The following is a 14,810-nucleotide window of genomic DNA, read 5'->3' as shown; positions in this document are numbered from 1 at the left end:
GATACGGAAAAGCCGCGGCGTACTGGGTCGCCCGGTCCAGCCGGGCGACGACACTGACTAGGTGGCGAGCCGCTCGCCATCGCTGCCAATGATCATTCGCGGCACAACACTCCCCACACGCTCGCCCGCAATCGCCACCGGCAGATAATGCTCGGTCCGCCCCTGGCCCTCGCTCTCGATCAGCACCTCGCGCGTTGCGCCGATCTCGGCCTGCAGCCGCTGCCGCAATGCCACTTCACCCGCCGCACGCAACCGCTTCGCGCGCTCCTTGATCGCGCCGCCCGCGACCTGCGGCATCCGCGCCGCGGGCGTGCCGGGGCGTGGCGAATAGGGGAAGACATGCAGGAACGTCAGGCCGCACGCCTCGACCAGATCGAGCGAACGCGCAAACATTTCCTCGGTCTCGGTCGGAAAGCCCGCGATGATGTCGGCGCCGAACACGACATCCGGCCGCAGGCGGCGGACCTGATCGCAGAACGCGATCGCATCTTGCCGCGAATGCCGCCGCTTCATGCGTTTCAGGATCATGTCGTCGCCCGACTGGAGCGACAGATGCAGATGCGGCATCAGCCTGACGTCGTCGGCGATGGCATCGAGCAGATCGCTATCTGCTTCGATCGAATCGATCGAGGAGATGCGCAGGCGCCTCAACTGCGGCACATGCCGCAGGATCTGCTTTGTCAGCATGCCGAGCTTCGGCGCGCCCGGAAGATCCGCGCCATAGCTGGTGAGATCGACGCCAGTCAGCACGATCTCGGCATGACCACGTTCCACCAAAGTGCGCACCTGATCGACCACCGCACCCATCGGCACCGAACGCGAATTGCCGCGGCCATAGGGGATGATGCAGAAGGTGCAACGATGATCGCAACCGTTCTGCACCTCCACGAACACCCGTGGCAGGCCGCTCGCACGGCCGTCGATCAGATGCGGCGCCATCTCCTTCACGGCCATGATGTCACTGACGGCGATCTTCTCGCTGTCGCCGAGATCGAAAGCATCGCGCGCCGCGCGCCAGGCTTCGCTTCGCATCTTGTCGTCATTGCCGACGACGCGGTCGACCTCGGCCATCTCGGCGAACATCGCACTTTGCGTCTGCGCTGCGCAGCCGGTGACGACGATGCGTGCACTGGGCCGCTCACGCTTCAATTTGCGGATCGACTGGCGCGCCTGCGTCACCGCCTCATTGGTGACGGCGCAGCTGTTGATGACGATGGTGTCGGAAAGACCGGCGCCCTCGGCTTTGCCGCGGATTACCTCGGCCTCGAACGCGTTGAGGCGGCAGCCGAAGGTGACGACGTCGACGGACATCAGCCGACCGGCGCGAACAGCGCCGGATCGAAATTGCCTTCATATTCGAAGGTCGCCGTGCCCGTCATCAGCACGTGGTCGTCGCGCTCGCGCCATTCGATGCCGAGCTTGCCGCCGGGCAGCGTCATCTCGACCTTGCGCTCGGTGCGCTTCAGCCGCGCCGCCGCAACGGCGGTCGCGCAGGCGGCCGAGCCGCAGGCGCGGGTCAGCCCCGCGCCCCGCTCCCAGGTGCGCATCGTGATGTGCTCGCGATCGACGATATGGGCGAGCGTGATGTTGGCGCGATCGGGGAAAATGGGGTGATTTTCCAGCAGCGGACCGAAGCGCTCGAGATCATAGGCGTTGACGTCATCGACCCAGAAGATCGCGTGCGGATTGCCCATGCTGACCACGGAGGGCGAATGCAGGATCGGATTGTCGATCGGCCCGATCTGCAATTCGATGTAGCGGGTGTCGCGAAACTCCTCCGCCAGCGGAATGTCCTGCCAGCCAAACTTCGGCGCGCCCATGTCCACAGTGTAAAGGTCGGGCGCCGGGCCTTGCCAGGCGTTGAGCAGGCCAGCCGCGGTCTGGAAGGTCGCCGTGGTCTGCCCGCTCTTCTCGAAGATGCGGCGCACCACGCAGCGCATACCATTGCCGCAGGCGCCGGCTTCGGAGCCGTCATTATTGTAGATGCTGATGAAGGCTTCGGTGCCGTCAAGCCGCGGCTTCTGCAGCACCATGAGCTGGTCATAGGGGACACCACCCTGCGCGGACGCCACGGCGCGGGCATCATCAGGCGTGATGCGGCCCGCGGAATCGCGCATGTCGACAACGACGATCTCGTTGCCGATGCCGTTCATCTTGGCAAATGCGTGGTTGGCGAGGGCGCTCATGAAAATTCCTGAATTTCGCCTGTCTTATATGGCGATCATTGCCGGCTTGGCCAGTGATTTGCGCCCCGCGGGGCCGGGGCGCCTGCCATGACGCAGACGTCATGGGACGAATTCGGCGCTCGCGTGTTAGAACGGCGAAAGTTCGCGCGAAGAGGGACGCGCGATCGGATTTGGCCTTCGTCATTAAGGCCTTGGGGAGAATAGAATGATTGGGTTTCGTCGTCTCGCTCTCGCCGCGCTGATCCCGGCAGCGGCCGTGTCGCTTGGGCTGGCAGATGCCCTCGCGCAGACCCCGAGCCCGGCGCCCGCCGCATCTGCCAGCCCCTCACCGGCCCCGTCGGCCTCGCCATCTCCGGCCGCAAGCGCTTCGCCCGAAGCAACGCCGTCGCCGGCGGCCAGCGCCTCGCCTGCGCCCGCGGCAACACCGACCCCTGCGGCCAGCGCCTCACCGAGCCCGGCGGCACCGCCGCCCGCTGCCGCCGCCACGCCCGCCCCGGTTCAGACCGCCGATCCCTTCGGCCTGGAGACCACGCTCGAGGCCAGGAAGGTTTTGATGGTCAAGGGCACCGCCAATTGGGACTCGGCCTTCGACACGCTGATCGACGCCTTCAAGGCGCTGAATGCGGTGCTCGACAAGCAGGGCATCAAGCACGCCGGCAATGCGATGATCGTCTACACCTCGACCGACGACACCGGCTTCACCTTCTTCGCCGAAATCCCTGTCGACCAGGATCCGAAGAACCTGCCCAAGGACATGAGCATCGGCAAATCGCCGGAAGGCAAGGCGCTGAAATTCGTCCATCGCGGCTCCTACGACAACATGGACAACACCTATGAGGCGATCACCAATCACCTCGACGACAAGAAGCTGGAAGCCAAGGACACTTTCATCGAGGAGTACGTCACCGATCCGCTCAAGACGGCCGAGGACAAGCTCGTGATCAATGTGTTCGTACCGCTGAAGTGAGACCGATGAAAAAACCTGCCGCCGTCGCTGCCTCGCTCGCCGCAATTTCCGCGGCCGTGATGCTGACAATGCCCGCGCTTGCCGATGATTTCCCGTCCGCCATCTCCGTGAGCGGCGAGGCGACCGTCTCGGCCGCACCTGACCTCGCGCAGATCGATGCCGGCGTCGCCAATGATGCCAAGTCTGCGAAGGAAGCGTCCGATGCCAACAACGCGGCGATGGGCAAGGTGCTGCTGGCGCTGAAGGGCGCCGGCATCCCGGAGAAGGATTACCAGACCTCGCGCCTGTCGCTGCAACCGCAATATGCGCCGAACCGCTCAACCGGCGCCAACCCCGTGGTCGGCTTCCGCGCCTCCAACCGCGTCACGGTGAAGATTCGCGACGTGACCAAGGTGGCGGGCGTCATCGACACACTGGTCAGCGCCGGCGCGAACGACATCGGCAACATCTCCTTCGAGGTGACGCAGGCCTCCAAGCTGCTCGACGACGCGCGCGAGCAGGCGGTGGCCGATGCCCGCCGCAAGGCCGAGATCTACGCCAAGGCTACCGGCGTCACGTTGGGTGCGCCCCTCAGCGTCTCCGAAGGCGGCGCGCCAATGCCGCTGTTCAAGGCGCGAATGACCGCAGCCCCGATGGCCGCGCCGGCTGCGGTTGCGCCGGGCGAGGAAACGCTTTCGGTGACGGTGAACGTGAGCTGGGCGATCAAGCCGGCGCAGTAGGTCTCGGTCGCATCGTAGCACGCACGCTGCCACGCCAATAATGGCGTCGTCCCGGCGAGGGCCGGGACCCATAACCACAGGGAGTGGTTATGGGTCCCGGATCGGCGCGCGCTTAAGGCGCGCTTGTCCGGGACGACGAGCAATATTGGTGCAGGCTGCGGTGGCTAAATCTCCACCACCTGCCCGGGCTTCATCGCCACGAACCGCTCCTGCGGAATCTTGGCCGCATCGAGCGCTTCCACCAGCGCCTTGGCCGGCGCATCGATCGCCTCGTCGGTCAGCTGGAACGTGCCGTGATGATGCCCGAGCGCTTGCTCGGCCCCGCAATCGCCCAGCGCCTTCACCGCATCTTCCGGATTCATGTGCTGGTCGCGCATGAACCAGCGCGGCTCGTAGGCGCCGATGGGGAGGATCGCCAGGCGCAGCGGCCCGTGCTTCTCGGCGACGCGACGAAAATGCCGGCCATCGCCATAACCGGAATCGCAGACCACGTAGATTTTTCCGGCCGGCGTCTCCAGCACGAAGCTCGCCCACAGCGCCTTGTTGCGGTCGAACATGCCGCGCGCGGTCCAGTGCCGTGTCGGCACCAGATGTGCGGCGATGCCGCCGCCGAGCTCGACGCGATCGTGCCAGTCGAAGGCCTCCACCTTGATCGTGGCATCGGCGCGGCGCATCGTCACGTCATTGCCGAGCGGGGTCACCACGCGCGGGGCAAAGTTCTTGGCAAGCCGCGACAGCGTCGCCATGTCGAGATGATCGTAATGGCCATGCGAGACCAGCACGACGTCGATGTCAGGCAGCTTCTCGAAAGCGATGCCGGGATCGTTGTGCCGCTTCGGCCCCGCAAAGCTGACCGGCGAGACCCGCGAGGACCAGACCGGATCGACGAGAATGTTGAGGCCGCCGGCCTGGATCAGCCAGCTCGCATGGCCAACGAAGGAGAGCCGCACCTTTTCGCCGTCGACCCGCTCGGGCGGTGTATCGGCATGAGGGCTCGGCGCCCACACAGGCCATTTGGCCCGCTCCCGCCCGCCGCTGAATTGCCAGCGCAACACCTCGCGGAGCGATCTTGGCGGCGAGCCGTCCGGATCGAAGAAATGCAGACCGTTGAAATGGTCGGAGACGGGGCCGTCATGGGTTTTCAGGCGGCGGCGGATGATCGGCACGACGGGGCTCAGGGCTGGTTGCGGCGGTAAGACATCACCGGCTATATGGGCAGGACGGCCGAAAAAGGAACCCGTCGGCGAAAAGCGTCTGCTTTCAAGGGCTTATCCTGGAAAAAGCGTCCTCGCACCCTAACTTTCCTTGACTTTTGGGCGTGAGCGGCGTTTAACCCCGCCACTTTCTCGGAAAGGCTTTCTTTTCGACCCGCCGACCGGCCCTTGGAGGCCGGAGGTCAACGCCCGACAGCGCGATGCGCCCTCGGGCGTAAAGGTGTTTGGAAGGTCGCGTTCGAGAGTGCGGTCATCCCCCGCGAAGGCGGGGCATGACAGCGGTAGGAGTAGCGGAGCGTTCTTCCCATCGGGAAGACAGCAACAGGACAACTTCATTGTTCGACAATCTGTCGGAACGGCTTGGTGGCATTCTCGATCGTCTGACGGGGCGCGGTGCGCTGACCGAAAAGGACGTCGATGCCGCGATGCGCGAGGTGCGCCGCGCGCTGCTCGAAGCCGACGTTGCGCTCGAAGTCGTGCGCAGCTTCACCGAGCGCGTGCGCGAGCAGGCGATTGGCGCCACCGTCGTCAAGTCGGTCACGCCGGGCCAGATGGTGGTCAAGATCGTCCATGACGAGCTGATCAATACGCTTGGCGCCGAAAGCCAGACCATCGACGTCAATTCCGTGCCGCCGGTGCCGATCATGATGGTCGGCCTGCAAGGCTCAGGCAAGACCACCACCACCGCCAAGCTCGCCCGCCGCCTGGTCCAGCGCGACAAGCGCAAGGTGCTGATGGCCTCGCTCGACGTCTATCGCCCGGCGGCGATGGAGCAGCTGGCCGTGCTTGGCCGCGACCTCGACATTCCGACGCTGCCGATCGTCGCCGGTCAGCAGCCGCCGCAGATCGCGAAACGCGCGCTGGAAGCCGGCAAGCTCGGCGGCTACGACATCGTGCTGCTCGACACTGCCGGCCGCACCACGCTCGACGAAGAGATGATGGCGGAAGCAGCTAGCATCAAGGCCGCCGCCAATCCGCATGAAGTGCTGTTGGTCGCGGACAGCCTCACCGGCCAGGACGCGGTGAATCTCGCGCGTTCGTTCGATCAGCGCGTCGGGCTCACCGGCATCGTGCTGACGCGTGTCGACGGCGACGGCCGCGGCGGCGCGGCGCTGTCGATGCGCGCGGTCACCGGCAAGCCGATCAAGCTGATCGGCACTGGCGAAAAGACCGACGCGCTGGAAGATTTCCACCCCGACCGTATCGCCGGCCGCATCCTCGGCATGGGCGACGTGGTGTCGCTGGTCGAGCGTGCCGCGGCGAACATTGACGCCGAGAAGGCCGCGCGCACCGCCGAGCGCATGCGCAAGGGTCAGTTCGACCTCAACGACATGCGCGAGCAGCTGTTGCAGATGTCGAACATGGGCGGCATCAGCGGCTTGATGGGCATGATGCCCGGCATCTCCAAGATGAAGAACCAGATCGCCGCCGCCGGGATCGACGACAAGATCCTGAAGCGCCAGGTCGCGATCATCGATTCCATGACGCGCGACGAGCGCCGTCATCCGGATCTGCTGAAAGCCAGCCGCAAGAAGCGCATCGCCGCCGGCAGCGGCCAGAGCGTCGAGCACGTCAACAAGCTCCTGAAGATGCACCGGAACATGGCCGACGTGATGAAGGCCATGGGGTCGGGCAAGCGCGGTCCGCTCGCCGGCATCGCGCAGGCGATGGGCTTTGGCGGCGGCATGAAGATGCCTTCGCCGGAAGAGATGAAGGCGATGCAGGAGAAGATGCAGGGCGGCGGCGGACAGGGTCTGCCGAGCCTGCCGAAGGATTTGCCGGCTGGTCTTCGCGGCGGCCTGCCGAACCTGCCTGGACTGACCGGGCTGAGCGGCAAGCCGACGCTGCCGGGCCTCGGCGGCTTCCCGGGCAAGAAGAAATGAGGAATTCGTCGCGAGGGATCGCATCGATCTCGCGTGACGCGGAATACCAATCAACCGAACAAAACGTACTTTGAAGGAGAACTAGATGTCCGTCGTTATCCGCCTCGCCCGCGCAGGCACCAAGAAGCGTCCCGTCTATCACGTCGTCGTCGCCGATTCGCGTTTCCCCCGCGATGGCCGCTTCATCGAGCGTCTCGGCTATTTCAACCCGCTGCTGCCGAAGGACAACGAGACCCGCCTGAAGCTCGACATGGACAAGGTGAAGGCCTGGCTCGCCAAGGGCGCGCAGCCGTCGGACCGCGTGTCCCGCTTCCTCGATGCCGCCGGCGTCAAGAAGCGCGAAGCGCGCAACAACCCCGAGAAGGCCGTGCCGCGCAAGGAGCGCAAGGCGCAGGCCGAAGCCGCTGCGAAGGGCTAAGGGCTAGATCATGTCGGCGCTGATCTGCGTCGCGCGGATCGGCGCCGCGCATGGTGTGCGCGGTGCGGTGAAATTGTGGACCTTCACTGAAGATCCCTTTGCCGTGAAGCGCTACGGTCCGCTTCTCTCCAAGGACGGCAAGCGCCAGTTCGAACTGGCGCAGGTCCGCGAGGCGAAAGACCATCTGGTCGCGACCTTCAAGGGCATCGCGACTCGCGATGAGGCCGAGCGCCTCAACGGCATCGATCTCTATGTCGCGCGCGAAAAGCTGCCCGCGACCGATGAGGACGAATATTATCACGCCGACCTGATCGGGCTCGACGCCGTCACCACTGACGGCGATGCGCTCGGCCGCGTGCTCGCGATCCATAATTTCGGCGCCGGCGACATCATCGAGATCGCCCCGCTCAAGGGCGCGACGATGCTGCTGCCGTTCTCGAATGCCGTGGTGCCGGAGGTCGATCTCAAAGGCGGCCGCGTCGTGATCGCGCTGCCGCAGGAGGTCGAGGCGGACAGTCGCGACGCTCCTTCGACGAGTCGTCCCGGCGAAGGCCGGGACCCATAACCACAGGACGTGGTTTTGGCTAAGCTAGTCGCTCCAGCCATCGCAAGACTGGTTGCGGTGGTATGGGTCCTGGATCTACGCGCGCTTGAGGCGCGCTTGTCCGGGACGACGGATAACTGAGATCGAATGACCCATCCCTCACCCTGGCGCACAACGGTGCTGACGCTGTTTCCGGAGATGTTTCCGGGGCCGCTCGGCGTGAGCCTCGCCGGCCGGGCCCTGGCCTCCGGCCTCTGGCAGATCGAGGCGCGGGATATCAGGGCCTCCGCCACCGATCGCCATCGCAGCGTCGACGACACCCCGGCCGGTGGCGGGCCGGGCATGGTGCTGCGCGCCGACGTGCTGGCGGCAGCGATCGATGCCGCCGAGATCGGTCCCGAGCGGCCTCGCCTGCTCATGAGCCCGCGGGGTCGGCCACTGACCCAGGCCCGCGTGGTGGAGCTCGCCCAGGGCCCCGGCCCCCTGATCGTCTGCGGGCGGTTCGAGGGGATCGACCAGCGGGTGATCGACGCCCGCGGCCTGGAGGAGGTCTCGATCGGCGATTACGTGCTCTCAGGGGGCGAAATCGCCGCGATGGCCCTCATTGACGCCTGCGTCCGGCTGCTGCCCGGGGTCATGGGCAAGGAAGCCTCGGGAACCGAGGAGAGCTTTTCGGACGGCCTGCTCGAATATCCCCAATACACCCGCCCGCAGCTGTTCGAAGGGGTTCCGATCCCGGAGATCCTGACCTCCGGCGATCATGCCAAGGTCGCCGCCTGGCGGCGGGCGCAATCCGAGGCTCTCACGGCGGCGCGGCGGCCTGATTTGTGGGCCCAAATCCCACCCAAAACCCCGAATCGGCCCGGCCGCCAAAAAACGCCAAAAAACAAGACAGACGGGTGACAAACGCTCCGGCTTGCCTTATAGGAGCGCCCACATCCGCAATGGCTGGATAGACGAATTTCGCGCAGCCCCCGTTTCTCGAAGGCTGGGCGCGCCGATGGAGATTTACCCATGAACCTGATCAAGCAGCTCGAGCAAGAGCAATTCGACAAGCTGTCCGCCGGCAAGGACATTCCGGAATTCGGTCCCGGCGACACCGTGATCGTCAACGTGAAGGTCGTCGAAGGCGACCGCACCCGCGTGCAGGCCTATGAGGGCGTTTGCATCGGCCGTTCCGGCGGTGGCCTCAATGAGAGCTTCACCGTCCGCAAGATCTCCTACGGCGAAGGCGTCGAGCGCGTGTTCCCGGTGATGTCGCCGATGATCGACTCGATCAAGGTGGTGCGTCGCGGCAAGGTGCGTCGTGCCAAGCTCTATTACCTCCGCAACCTGCGCGGCAAGTCGGCCCGCATCGTCGAGAAGACTGAGCACGCCAAGGCCGTCAACGAGTAAGCTTTCGCGACCAGACCAGTTTCGAGAAGCGCGGGGCAAAACCCCGCGCTTTTTGTTTGGCCCAGGTGCCCTCCCCGATCTCGTCATTGCGAGCGCAGCGAAGCAATCCAGGGTCTTTCCGCGGAGATAGTCTGGATTGCTTCGTCGCAAGGGCTCCTCGCAATGACGATGCCGCTAGGCTCTCGCGCTTTAACTCCCGCGTGCTATATAGCCTCTAGAATGTTTCCAGATCTGACCAGCTTCGTAAGCCCCCAGCGCGTCGTCATCGACGATCGCTCGCGGCTGCCTGGCCGGTTCTTCGGACGCTTCGCGACCTCGGCAACGTCAGAGCTTACCCGCGCAGCCTAAAAGCTGCGCTGACGATTTCGTTGCCCCCCGCGCAAGCCGCGCTCACCTGCTTCAAACATTCCCTCGGAGCTCAAGCTCATGTCCAAGCCGACCACTTTGTACGACAAGATCTGGAACGACCATCTGGTGCACGAGGCCGACGACGGCACCTGCCTGCTCTATATCGACCGCCATCTGGTGCACGAGGTGACCTCGCCGCAGGCATTCGAAGGCCTGCGCGCCACCGGCCGCAAGGTCCATGCACCCGAGAAGACCCTCGCCGTCGTCGACCACAACGTGCCGACCACCGACCGCACCAAGCCGAACCCGGATCCCGAGAGCATCGAGCAGATCAAGGCGCTCGCCGAGAACGCCAAGGAATTCGGCATCGAGTATTACAACGAGTTCGACAAGCGCCAGGGCATCGTCCACGTCATCGGCCCCGAGCAGGGTTTTACGCTGCCCGGCACCACCATCGTTTGCGGTGACAGCCACACCTCGACGCATGGCGCATTCGGCGCGCTCGCGCACGGTATCGGCACGTCAGAGGTCGAGCACGTGCTGGCGACGCAGACGCTGATCCAGAAGAAGGCGAAGAACATGCGTGTCACCGTCGACGGCAGACTGCCTGACGGGGTGACCGGCAAGGATATCATCCTGGCCATCATCGGCGAGATCGGCACCGCCGGCGGCACCGGCTACGTGCTCGAATATGCCGGCGATGCGATCCGCGCGCTCTCGATGGAAGGCCGCATGACGGTCTGCAACATGTCGATCGAAGGCGGCGCGCGCGCCGGCCTCGTCGCGCCCGACCAGAAGGCCTACGACTTCCTGCGCGATCGTCCGAAGTCGCCGAAGGGCGCGGACTGGGATGCGGCGATGCGCTATTGGGAGAAGTTGCGCTCCGACGACGGCGCGCATTTCGACCACGAGCTGCGCCTCGATGCCGCAAAACTGCCGCCGATCGTGACCTGGGGCACCAGCCCCGAGGACGTGATCTCGGTGACCGGCATCGTGCCCGATCCTGACAAGATCGCGGACGAGGCCAAGCGCCTCTCCAAGCATCGCGCGCTCAAATACATGGGCCTGACGGCGGGCACGAAGATCACCGACATCAAGCTCGACCGCGTCTTCATCGGCTCCTGCACCAACGGTCGCATCGAGGACTTGCGCGCCGCCGCCAAGATCGCGGAAGGCAAGCAGGTGTCGGCCAGCGTCAACGCGATGGTCGTGCCGGGCTCGGGCATCGTCAAGGAGCAGGCCGAAGCCGAGGGTCTGGACAAGATCTTCATCAAGGCCGGCTTCGAATGGCGCGAGCCGGGCTGCTCGATGTGCCTCGCCATGAACCCGGACAAGCTGAAGCCGGAAGAGCGCTGCGCTTCGACTTCGAACCGTAACTTCGAAGGCCGCCAGGGTTTCAAGGGCCGCACGCATCTGGTGTCGCCGGCAATGGCGGCAGCAGCGGCGATCGCGGGCCACTTCGTCGATGTCAGGGACTGGCGCTAAGCCGCTTCCTGCAATTTGAACGAACGCGGCAAACCGCCGTTAAGCCGCAGCGCCGACAGTGTCCTCGCGACGACCTCGCGGGGACACCCCTCATGGCCAACAAGCCTGACTATGTCGATCTGATCAGCGAGGCGACGCGCCAGCACCGGCGGCGCGCGCCACGCTTGCGCATCGTCGCCAAGCCGGAGGTCGAGGAGACCTCCAAGCTCAGCCGCTGGCCGCCGGCGATGCTCAAGCAGTGGAAGGTCGAGACGCTGATGCGGTGGAAATCGGCGTCGTTGAAACTGAAAGACTGGCTGTGAGCCAGCGACAAGCAAAGGGCGCCTTCGAGGCGCCCTTTTCATGTCAGCCAGTGCGGCTCGACTTACCAATAGCGGTACGGATAGTGCCAGCGGTGCCAGTGGCAGATGCGGCGCGGGCCGTAATAGGTCCAGATGATCCGGCAGCGGCGCGGATAGTGATAGGCGGGATAATAGCCGCCGTAATAATAGCGCCGGTGAAAGTGGCGATAGCCGTAATAGGGGCGATAGTAGCCGCCCCAGTGGCGATGATAGCCGCCATATCCGCCAAAGCGGTGGAAGCCGCCATAGTGATAACCGCCACCATGGAAGCCACCGAAGTGGCCTCCACCACCATGGAAGCCGCCGAAATGTCCGCCGCCGCCGTGGAAACCGCCATGTCCACCGCCGTGGACCTGGATCATCATGTCGTCGCTTGCAGCCTTCGCAGCGGGCAGCGCGGTCGGATTGACCGGCGTCATCGCTTCAGCGCGGCGCGCGCTTCCCGATGACAACATCAGAACGGCAACAGCGGCGAGTCCGAGCAGGCGCAGCGCGCTTGTCCTGGGACGCATTATCCTCAGCATCGAATGTCTCCCTGAGTCTGGACAGCGTCGTTGCGGCGTAGTCGTCCCGCGCCGTCCATTTGCAGTCGCTCCCGAGATGAAGCTAGAGACAGTGGCGTGAACCCACCATGAATGAACGACGCTCCGCGCGCGCCCAGGCTAGCGCATCACCAGAACGGACCGTAGCCGAGCACGAATGGCGCGGGCACGCCGTAAGGATAGGGGCGATAATAGACCGGCCGCGCGTCATAATGCGGATCGGGACGCCGAACGTAGCGCGTCGCATCATATCGCACGTGCCGTCGCCCATCGAACACCGCGCGCCCGGCAGAGGCATCCGGCAGCTTCGTCACTCTCTGCGCGGCCGACGCGCTTGACGTGGTCGCGGCAAGCCCGACAGCGACGGCCAATGCGATCCATCTCGTCATGACGACCTCCGCCGCAGCATCGGGGAGCCTTATCAGCCGCGACGCCAGTAGCAGCTCATATGCGGTGTGATCACGGTGCCGCTGGGCCTGTGTTCCTGCACATAGGCAACGCTGCACTCGCGCACCGCGTCGGGACCCGGGTTGTAGCGCGGATAGACGCCGTCGGGGCTGTAATAGGGCGTGACGCGCAGGCGCGTCTGCGGCCGCCTGCGTGGCGGCGGCACGTCGTCGGGCGACACTGCCTGGGCGATACGGACGACAGCGCCAGCCGTGTGGGCTGCGGTCTGCGCCTGGGCGCTCATGCCAACTTGCGAAAACAACCCCATGCACAGTAGAGCCGCCGCTGTTTTTGCTCGCATTTTATCGCCCACCTGGATCACCCTCGACCTGAGCCCCACGCTCCCCGTTTTGGCGGCGCCCGTCAACCTCGCGCGCTTATAAAGCCGGATGCATCGCTACGAAACCCGCGCTAAGACAGGCCCATGTGGACGGACCTGAAAGCGCCCTCGCTGGCCGAGATGGAGGTGACGGCGCACGAGATATTCGAGCGCCTGCCGGCGGAATTTCGCGGGCTGTGCGAGGGCCTGATCATCCGCGTCGACGACTTCCCGACCGAGGAGGTGCTCGACGAGATGGACTGCGAGAGCGAGTTCGACCTGCTCGGCTTGTTCCAGGGCGTCGGCCTGCCGCAGCAGAGCCTTGGCGACGTGGCCCGGCTGCCCAACATGGTCTGGCTCTACCGCCGCCCGATCCTGGATTATTGGGCCGAGCACGACGAAAGCCTCGGCCATATCGTCCGCCATGTCCTGATTCACGAGATCGGCCACCATTTCGGCCTCTCGGACGACGACATGGAAGCGATCGAGGCTCAGGCCGAGTAGGACGTCATCGATCGCGGAGCGAGGGCGCTGGCAGAAGCATCGTCAGCCGATAGTCGGGCCAGCCCGCGAGCGATAGCGACACCTGCTGATAATGCAGCAGTCCCACGGTCGGATGATTGAACGCGCGTTCGCCGCCTTCGCGCGCCAGAACCCCCTGCGTCTCCCAGCAGCGCTCGAAGTCGGAGCTTCCCAGTCTCAGTTCCTCCACCAGCCGGCGAATGTCCGGATCGTCGGAATAGGCCGTCACCGCCGCACGGAACTCGGCGACGACGCGCTGCGCACGCGAGCTCCAGTCGAGGATCAGGCTTCGCGCCTCGGGCCTGACGAAGATATAGCGCAGAAGATTCTTTTCGCCGTCATCGTCGAGCCATCCTGCAAACAGAAGCGACGCTTTCGCATTCCAGCGGCGCGCGCTCCATGTGCGATCGAGGATGTAGGCGGGACCATCGATCGCATCGACGCAGGCCAGGATCTCCTCGGGCGGATCGTCCCTGTGGCCCGGCCGCTCGGGATCGCGCCTGCCCGCGACTTCGAACAGATAACCGCGCTCGGCGGACGACAGCCGCAATCCGCGGGCGAGGCGCGCCAGTGCCGACGCTGAGACGGACACATCGCGCCCCTGCTCGATCCAAGTGTACCAGGTGACGCTCAATCCACAGAGCTGGGCGACCTCCTCGCGCCGGAGGCCGGGCGTGCGCCGCCGCGGTCCCGCGGCGAGGCCGAAGTCTGCCGGAGATTGGCGCTCCCGGAGCGCCCGCAGGAAGGCGCTGAGGGAGAGCGCTGGAGCGATCGGATGAGTTCCTTTCATGGTAGTTTTTATACCAGCATATCTTGTGTTCTTAAACCGGTACCATGGGTGTGCTAGCGTTTTGACCTCGGCTCCTTGCCGAGGCGAGGATCGCACGGACATGGGCAAGCAATTCACTGGGATCGAACCCGAGCACCGGGCTTTCATCGAGCGGCAGAACATCTTCTTCGTCGCGAGCGCGCCGCCGAAGGGACGCATCAATGTGTCGCCCAAGGGAATGTCCTCATTCCGGGTGCTCGGAGAGAACGACGTCGCCTATCTCGATTGCACCGGCAGCGGCAGCGAGACCCGCGCGCACCTGATGGCCTCCGACGACAAGCGCCTGACCATCATGTTCTGCGCGTTCGAGGGCCCTCCGATGATCCTGCGGCTCTACGGCCAGGGGCGGTCGCTGATGCGCGGCACGCCTGACTACGCCGAGCTCGCCTCCGGGTTCGAGGACATGGCCGGTGCCCGCCAGATCGTGCGCCTCTCGGTCGACCTCGTGCAGACCTCATGCGGGATGGGCGTGCCCCTGTTCGACTACAAGCAAGAGCGCGGCAGCCTCATCCGCTACTGGACGGCGCAGGGCATTGGTAATTTGCGAAAATACTGGGGCCTGAAGAACAACAAGAGCATCGACGGCCTGCCGACCGGCTTCGTCCCCGACAGCATGGCTCCGCCAAGCTGACAGAGCAAGATTGCCGAATC

At 65.0% G+C, this 14,810-nt stretch carries 18 protein-coding genes; 11 read left to right on the top strand and 7 right to left on the bottom strand.

The window, feature by feature from the left end:
- Positions 1 to 57: 57 nt before the first annotated feature.
- Together mtaB and dapF are read right to left on the bottom strand one after the other, a co-directional pair.
- Positions 58 to 1,311: a tRNA (N(6)-L-threonylcarbamoyladenosine(37)-C(2))-methylthiotransferase MtaB gene (mtaB, locus tag XH91_RS02205; RefSeq protein ID WP_128949073.1), complete on the bottom strand. Its 1,254-nt coding sequence runs from the start codon at positions 1,309 to 1,311 to the stop codon at positions 58 to 60.
- Positions 1,311 to 2,186 carry a diaminopimelate epimerase gene (dapF, locus tag XH91_RS02200; protein WP_128949072.1) on the bottom strand — a complete coding sequence of 292 codons (876 nt, stop codon included), beginning with the start codon at positions 2,184 to 2,186 and terminating at the stop codon, positions 1,311 to 1,313. Before dapF ends, mtaB begins: the two co-directional genes overlap by 1 nt.
- 205 nt (positions 2,187 to 2,391) lie before the next feature.
- Here dapF and XH91_RS02195 point away from each other — a divergent pair, with 205 nt between their 5' ends.
- On the top strand, positions 2,392 to 3,153 hold the full coding sequence (locus XH91_RS02195; RefSeq protein WP_128949071.1) for a GyrI-like domain-containing protein: 762 nt from the start codon (positions 2,392 to 2,394) through the stop codon (positions 3,151 to 3,153).
- A gap of 5 nt (positions 3,154 to 3,158) precedes the next feature.
- Positions 3,159 to 3,872 carry an SIMPL domain-containing protein gene (locus XH91_RS02190; RefSeq protein WP_164934274.1) on the top strand — a complete coding sequence of 238 codons (714 nt, stop codon included), beginning with the start codon at positions 3,159 to 3,161 and terminating at the stop codon, positions 3,870 to 3,872.
- A 164-nt stretch (positions 3,873 to 4,036) separates the two neighbouring features.
- Here the strand turns inward: XH91_RS02190 and XH91_RS02185 are convergent, their stop codons facing one another.
- A complete protein-coding gene (locus tag XH91_RS02185; RefSeq protein ID WP_128954683.1) occupies positions 4,037 to 5,029 on the bottom strand; it encodes an MBL fold metallo-hydrolase in 993 nt (330 codons plus the stop codon).
- Positions 5,030 to 5,421: 392 nt separating this feature from the next.
- Here XH91_RS02185 and ffh point away from each other — a divergent pair, with 392 nt between their 5' ends.
- The 7 genes from ffh to XH91_RS02150 all read left to right on the top strand — a co-directional run bounded on the left by ffh (position 5,422) and on the right by XH91_RS02150 (position 11,461).
- Positions 5,422 to 6,969 (top strand): signal recognition particle protein, encoded by a 1,548-nt coding sequence (gene ffh / locus XH91_RS02180; protein WP_128949069.1) that lies wholly within the window; start codon positions 5,422 to 5,424, stop codon positions 6,967 to 6,969.
- 85 nt (positions 6,970 to 7,054) lie between these two features.
- Positions 7,055 to 7,387 carry a 30S ribosomal protein S16 gene (rpsP, locus tag XH91_RS02175; RefSeq protein WP_014438992.1) on the top strand — a complete coding sequence of 111 codons (333 nt, stop codon included), beginning with the start codon at positions 7,055 to 7,057 and terminating at the stop codon, positions 7,385 to 7,387.
- Between the two features lie 10 nt (positions 7,388 to 7,397).
- Positions 7,398 to 7,952, top strand: coding sequence for a ribosome maturation factor RimM (rimM, locus tag XH91_RS02170; RefSeq protein ID WP_128949068.1), 555 nt, complete (start codon positions 7,398 to 7,400; stop codon positions 7,950 to 7,952).
- 126 nt (positions 7,953 to 8,078) lie between these two features.
- Positions 8,079 to 8,834: a tRNA (guanosine(37)-N1)-methyltransferase TrmD gene (gene trmD, locus XH91_RS02165; RefSeq protein ID WP_128949067.1), complete on the top strand. Its 756-nt coding sequence runs from the start codon at positions 8,079 to 8,081 to the stop codon at positions 8,832 to 8,834.
- A gap of 111 nt (positions 8,835 to 8,945) precedes the next feature.
- A complete protein-coding gene (gene rplS / locus XH91_RS02160; protein WP_092233923.1) occupies positions 8,946 to 9,326 on the top strand; it encodes a 50S ribosomal protein L19 in 381 nt (126 codons plus the stop codon).
- A gap of 426 nt (positions 9,327 to 9,752) precedes the next feature.
- The gene (gene leuC / locus XH91_RS02155) at positions 9,753 to 11,159 is read left to right on the top strand and encodes a 3-isopropylmalate dehydratase large subunit (protein WP_128949066.1); all 1,407 of its coding nucleotides are present in this window, start codon (positions 9,753 to 9,755) and stop codon (positions 11,157 to 11,159) included.
- A 92-nt stretch (positions 11,160 to 11,251) separates the two neighbouring features.
- Positions 11,252 to 11,461, top strand: coding sequence for a hypothetical protein (locus XH91_RS02150; protein ID WP_128949065.1), 210 nt, complete (start codon positions 11,252 to 11,254; stop codon positions 11,459 to 11,461).
- A 62-nt stretch (positions 11,462 to 11,523) separates the two neighbouring features.
- On the opposite strand, the gene XH91_RS02145 is transcribed toward XH91_RS02150, so the two are convergent.
- From XH91_RS02145 to XH91_RS02135, 3 genes are all read right to left on the bottom strand, one after another.
- Positions 11,524 to 12,024 (bottom strand): hypothetical protein, encoded by a 501-nt coding sequence (locus XH91_RS02145; protein WP_128949064.1) that lies wholly within the window; start codon positions 12,022 to 12,024, stop codon positions 11,524 to 11,526.
- Positions 12,025 to 12,170: 146 nt separating this feature from the next.
- A complete protein-coding gene (locus XH91_RS02140) occupies positions 12,171 to 12,431 on the bottom strand; it encodes a hypothetical protein (RefSeq protein ID WP_128949063.1) in 261 nt (86 codons plus the stop codon).
- 32 nt (positions 12,432 to 12,463) lie between these two features.
- On the bottom strand, positions 12,464 to 12,757 hold the full coding sequence (locus XH91_RS02135) for a hypothetical protein (RefSeq protein WP_164934273.1): 294 nt from the start codon (positions 12,755 to 12,757) through the stop codon (positions 12,464 to 12,466).
- A 156-nt stretch (positions 12,758 to 12,913) separates the two neighbouring features.
- Between XH91_RS02135 and XH91_RS02130 the strand changes: the two genes are divergently transcribed.
- Positions 12,914 to 13,312, top strand: a complete 399-nt coding sequence (locus XH91_RS02130) for a metallopeptidase family protein (protein WP_128949062.1) — start codon at positions 12,914 to 12,916, stop codon at positions 13,310 to 13,312.
- A gap of 4 nt (positions 13,313 to 13,316) precedes the next feature.
- On the opposite strand, the gene XH91_RS02125 is transcribed toward XH91_RS02130, so the two are convergent.
- Positions 13,317 to 14,120, bottom strand: a complete 804-nt coding sequence (locus XH91_RS02125; RefSeq protein WP_164934272.1) for a helix-turn-helix transcriptional regulator — start codon at positions 14,118 to 14,120, stop codon at positions 13,317 to 13,319.
- 100 nt (positions 14,121 to 14,220) lie between these two features.
- Between XH91_RS02125 and XH91_RS02120 the strand changes: the two genes are divergently transcribed.
- A complete protein-coding gene (locus tag XH91_RS02120; RefSeq protein WP_128949060.1) occupies positions 14,221 to 14,790 on the top strand; it encodes a pyridoxamine 5'-phosphate oxidase family protein in 570 nt (189 codons plus the stop codon).
- Positions 14,791 to 14,810: the final 20 nt, after the last annotated feature.

This window comes from Bradyrhizobium guangzhouense (genome assembly GCF_004114955.1).
GTDB classification, from domain to species: domain Bacteria; phylum Pseudomonadota; class Alphaproteobacteria; order Rhizobiales; family Xanthobacteraceae; genus Bradyrhizobium; species Bradyrhizobium guangzhouense.
The sequence above is the reverse complement of the archived record's forward strand: the minus strand, read 5'-3'. Positions and strand labels throughout refer to the sequence as shown.

Bases quoted from the DNA above. Each gene is read 5' to 3' on its own strand.
- mtaB (WP_128949073.1), bottom strand. From the start codon at position 1,311: ATGTCCGTCGACGTCGTCACCTTCGGCTGCCGCCTCAACGCGTTCGAG.
- dapF (WP_128949072.1), bottom strand. From the start codon at position 2,186: ATGAGCGCCCTCGCCAACCACGCATTTGCCAAGATGAACGGCATCGGC.
- XH91_RS02195 (WP_128949071.1), top strand. From the start codon at position 2,392: ATGATTGGGTTTCGTCGTCTCGCTCTCGCCGCGCTGATCCCGGCAGCG.
- XH91_RS02190 (WP_164934274.1), top strand. From the start codon at position 3,159: ATGAAAAAACCTGCCGCCGTCGCTGCCTCGCTCGCCGCAATTTCCGCG.
- rpsP (WP_014438992.1), top strand. From the start codon at position 7,055: ATGTCCGTCGTTATCCGCCTCGCCCGCGCAGGCACCAAGAAGCGTCCC.
- rimM (WP_128949068.1), top strand. From the start codon at position 7,398: ATGTCGGCGCTGATCTGCGTCGCGCGGATCGGCGCCGCGCATGGTGTG.
- trmD (WP_128949067.1), top strand. From the start codon at position 8,079: ATGACCCATCCCTCACCCTGGCGCACAACGGTGCTGACGCTGTTTCCG.
- rplS (WP_092233923.1), top strand. From the start codon at position 8,946: ATGAACCTGATCAAGCAGCTCGAGCAAGAGCAATTCGACAAGCTGTCC.
- leuC (WP_128949066.1), top strand. From the start codon at position 9,753: ATGTCCAAGCCGACCACTTTGTACGACAAGATCTGGAACGACCATCTG.
- XH91_RS02150 (WP_128949065.1), top strand. From the start codon at position 11,252: ATGGCCAACAAGCCTGACTATGTCGATCTGATCAGCGAGGCGACGCGC.
- XH91_RS02145 (WP_128949064.1), bottom strand. From the start codon at position 12,024: ATGCTGAGGATAATGCGTCCCAGGACAAGCGCGCTGCGCCTGCTCGGA.
- XH91_RS02140 (WP_128949063.1), bottom strand. From the start codon at position 12,431: ATGACGAGATGGATCGCATTGGCCGTCGCTGTCGGGCTTGCCGCGACC.
- XH91_RS02135 (WP_164934273.1), bottom strand. From the start codon at position 12,757: ATGGGGTTGTTTTCGCAAGTTGGCATGAGCGCCCAGGCGCAGACCGCA.
- XH91_RS02130 (WP_128949062.1), top strand. From the start codon at position 12,914: ATGTGGACGGACCTGAAAGCGCCCTCGCTGGCCGAGATGGAGGTGACG.
- XH91_RS02125 (WP_164934272.1), bottom strand. From the start codon at position 14,120: ATGAAAGGAACTCATCCGATCGCTCCAGCGCTCTCCCTCAGCGCCTTC.
- XH91_RS02120 (WP_128949060.1), top strand. From the start codon at position 14,221: ATGGGCAAGCAATTCACTGGGATCGAACCCGAGCACCGGGCTTTCATC.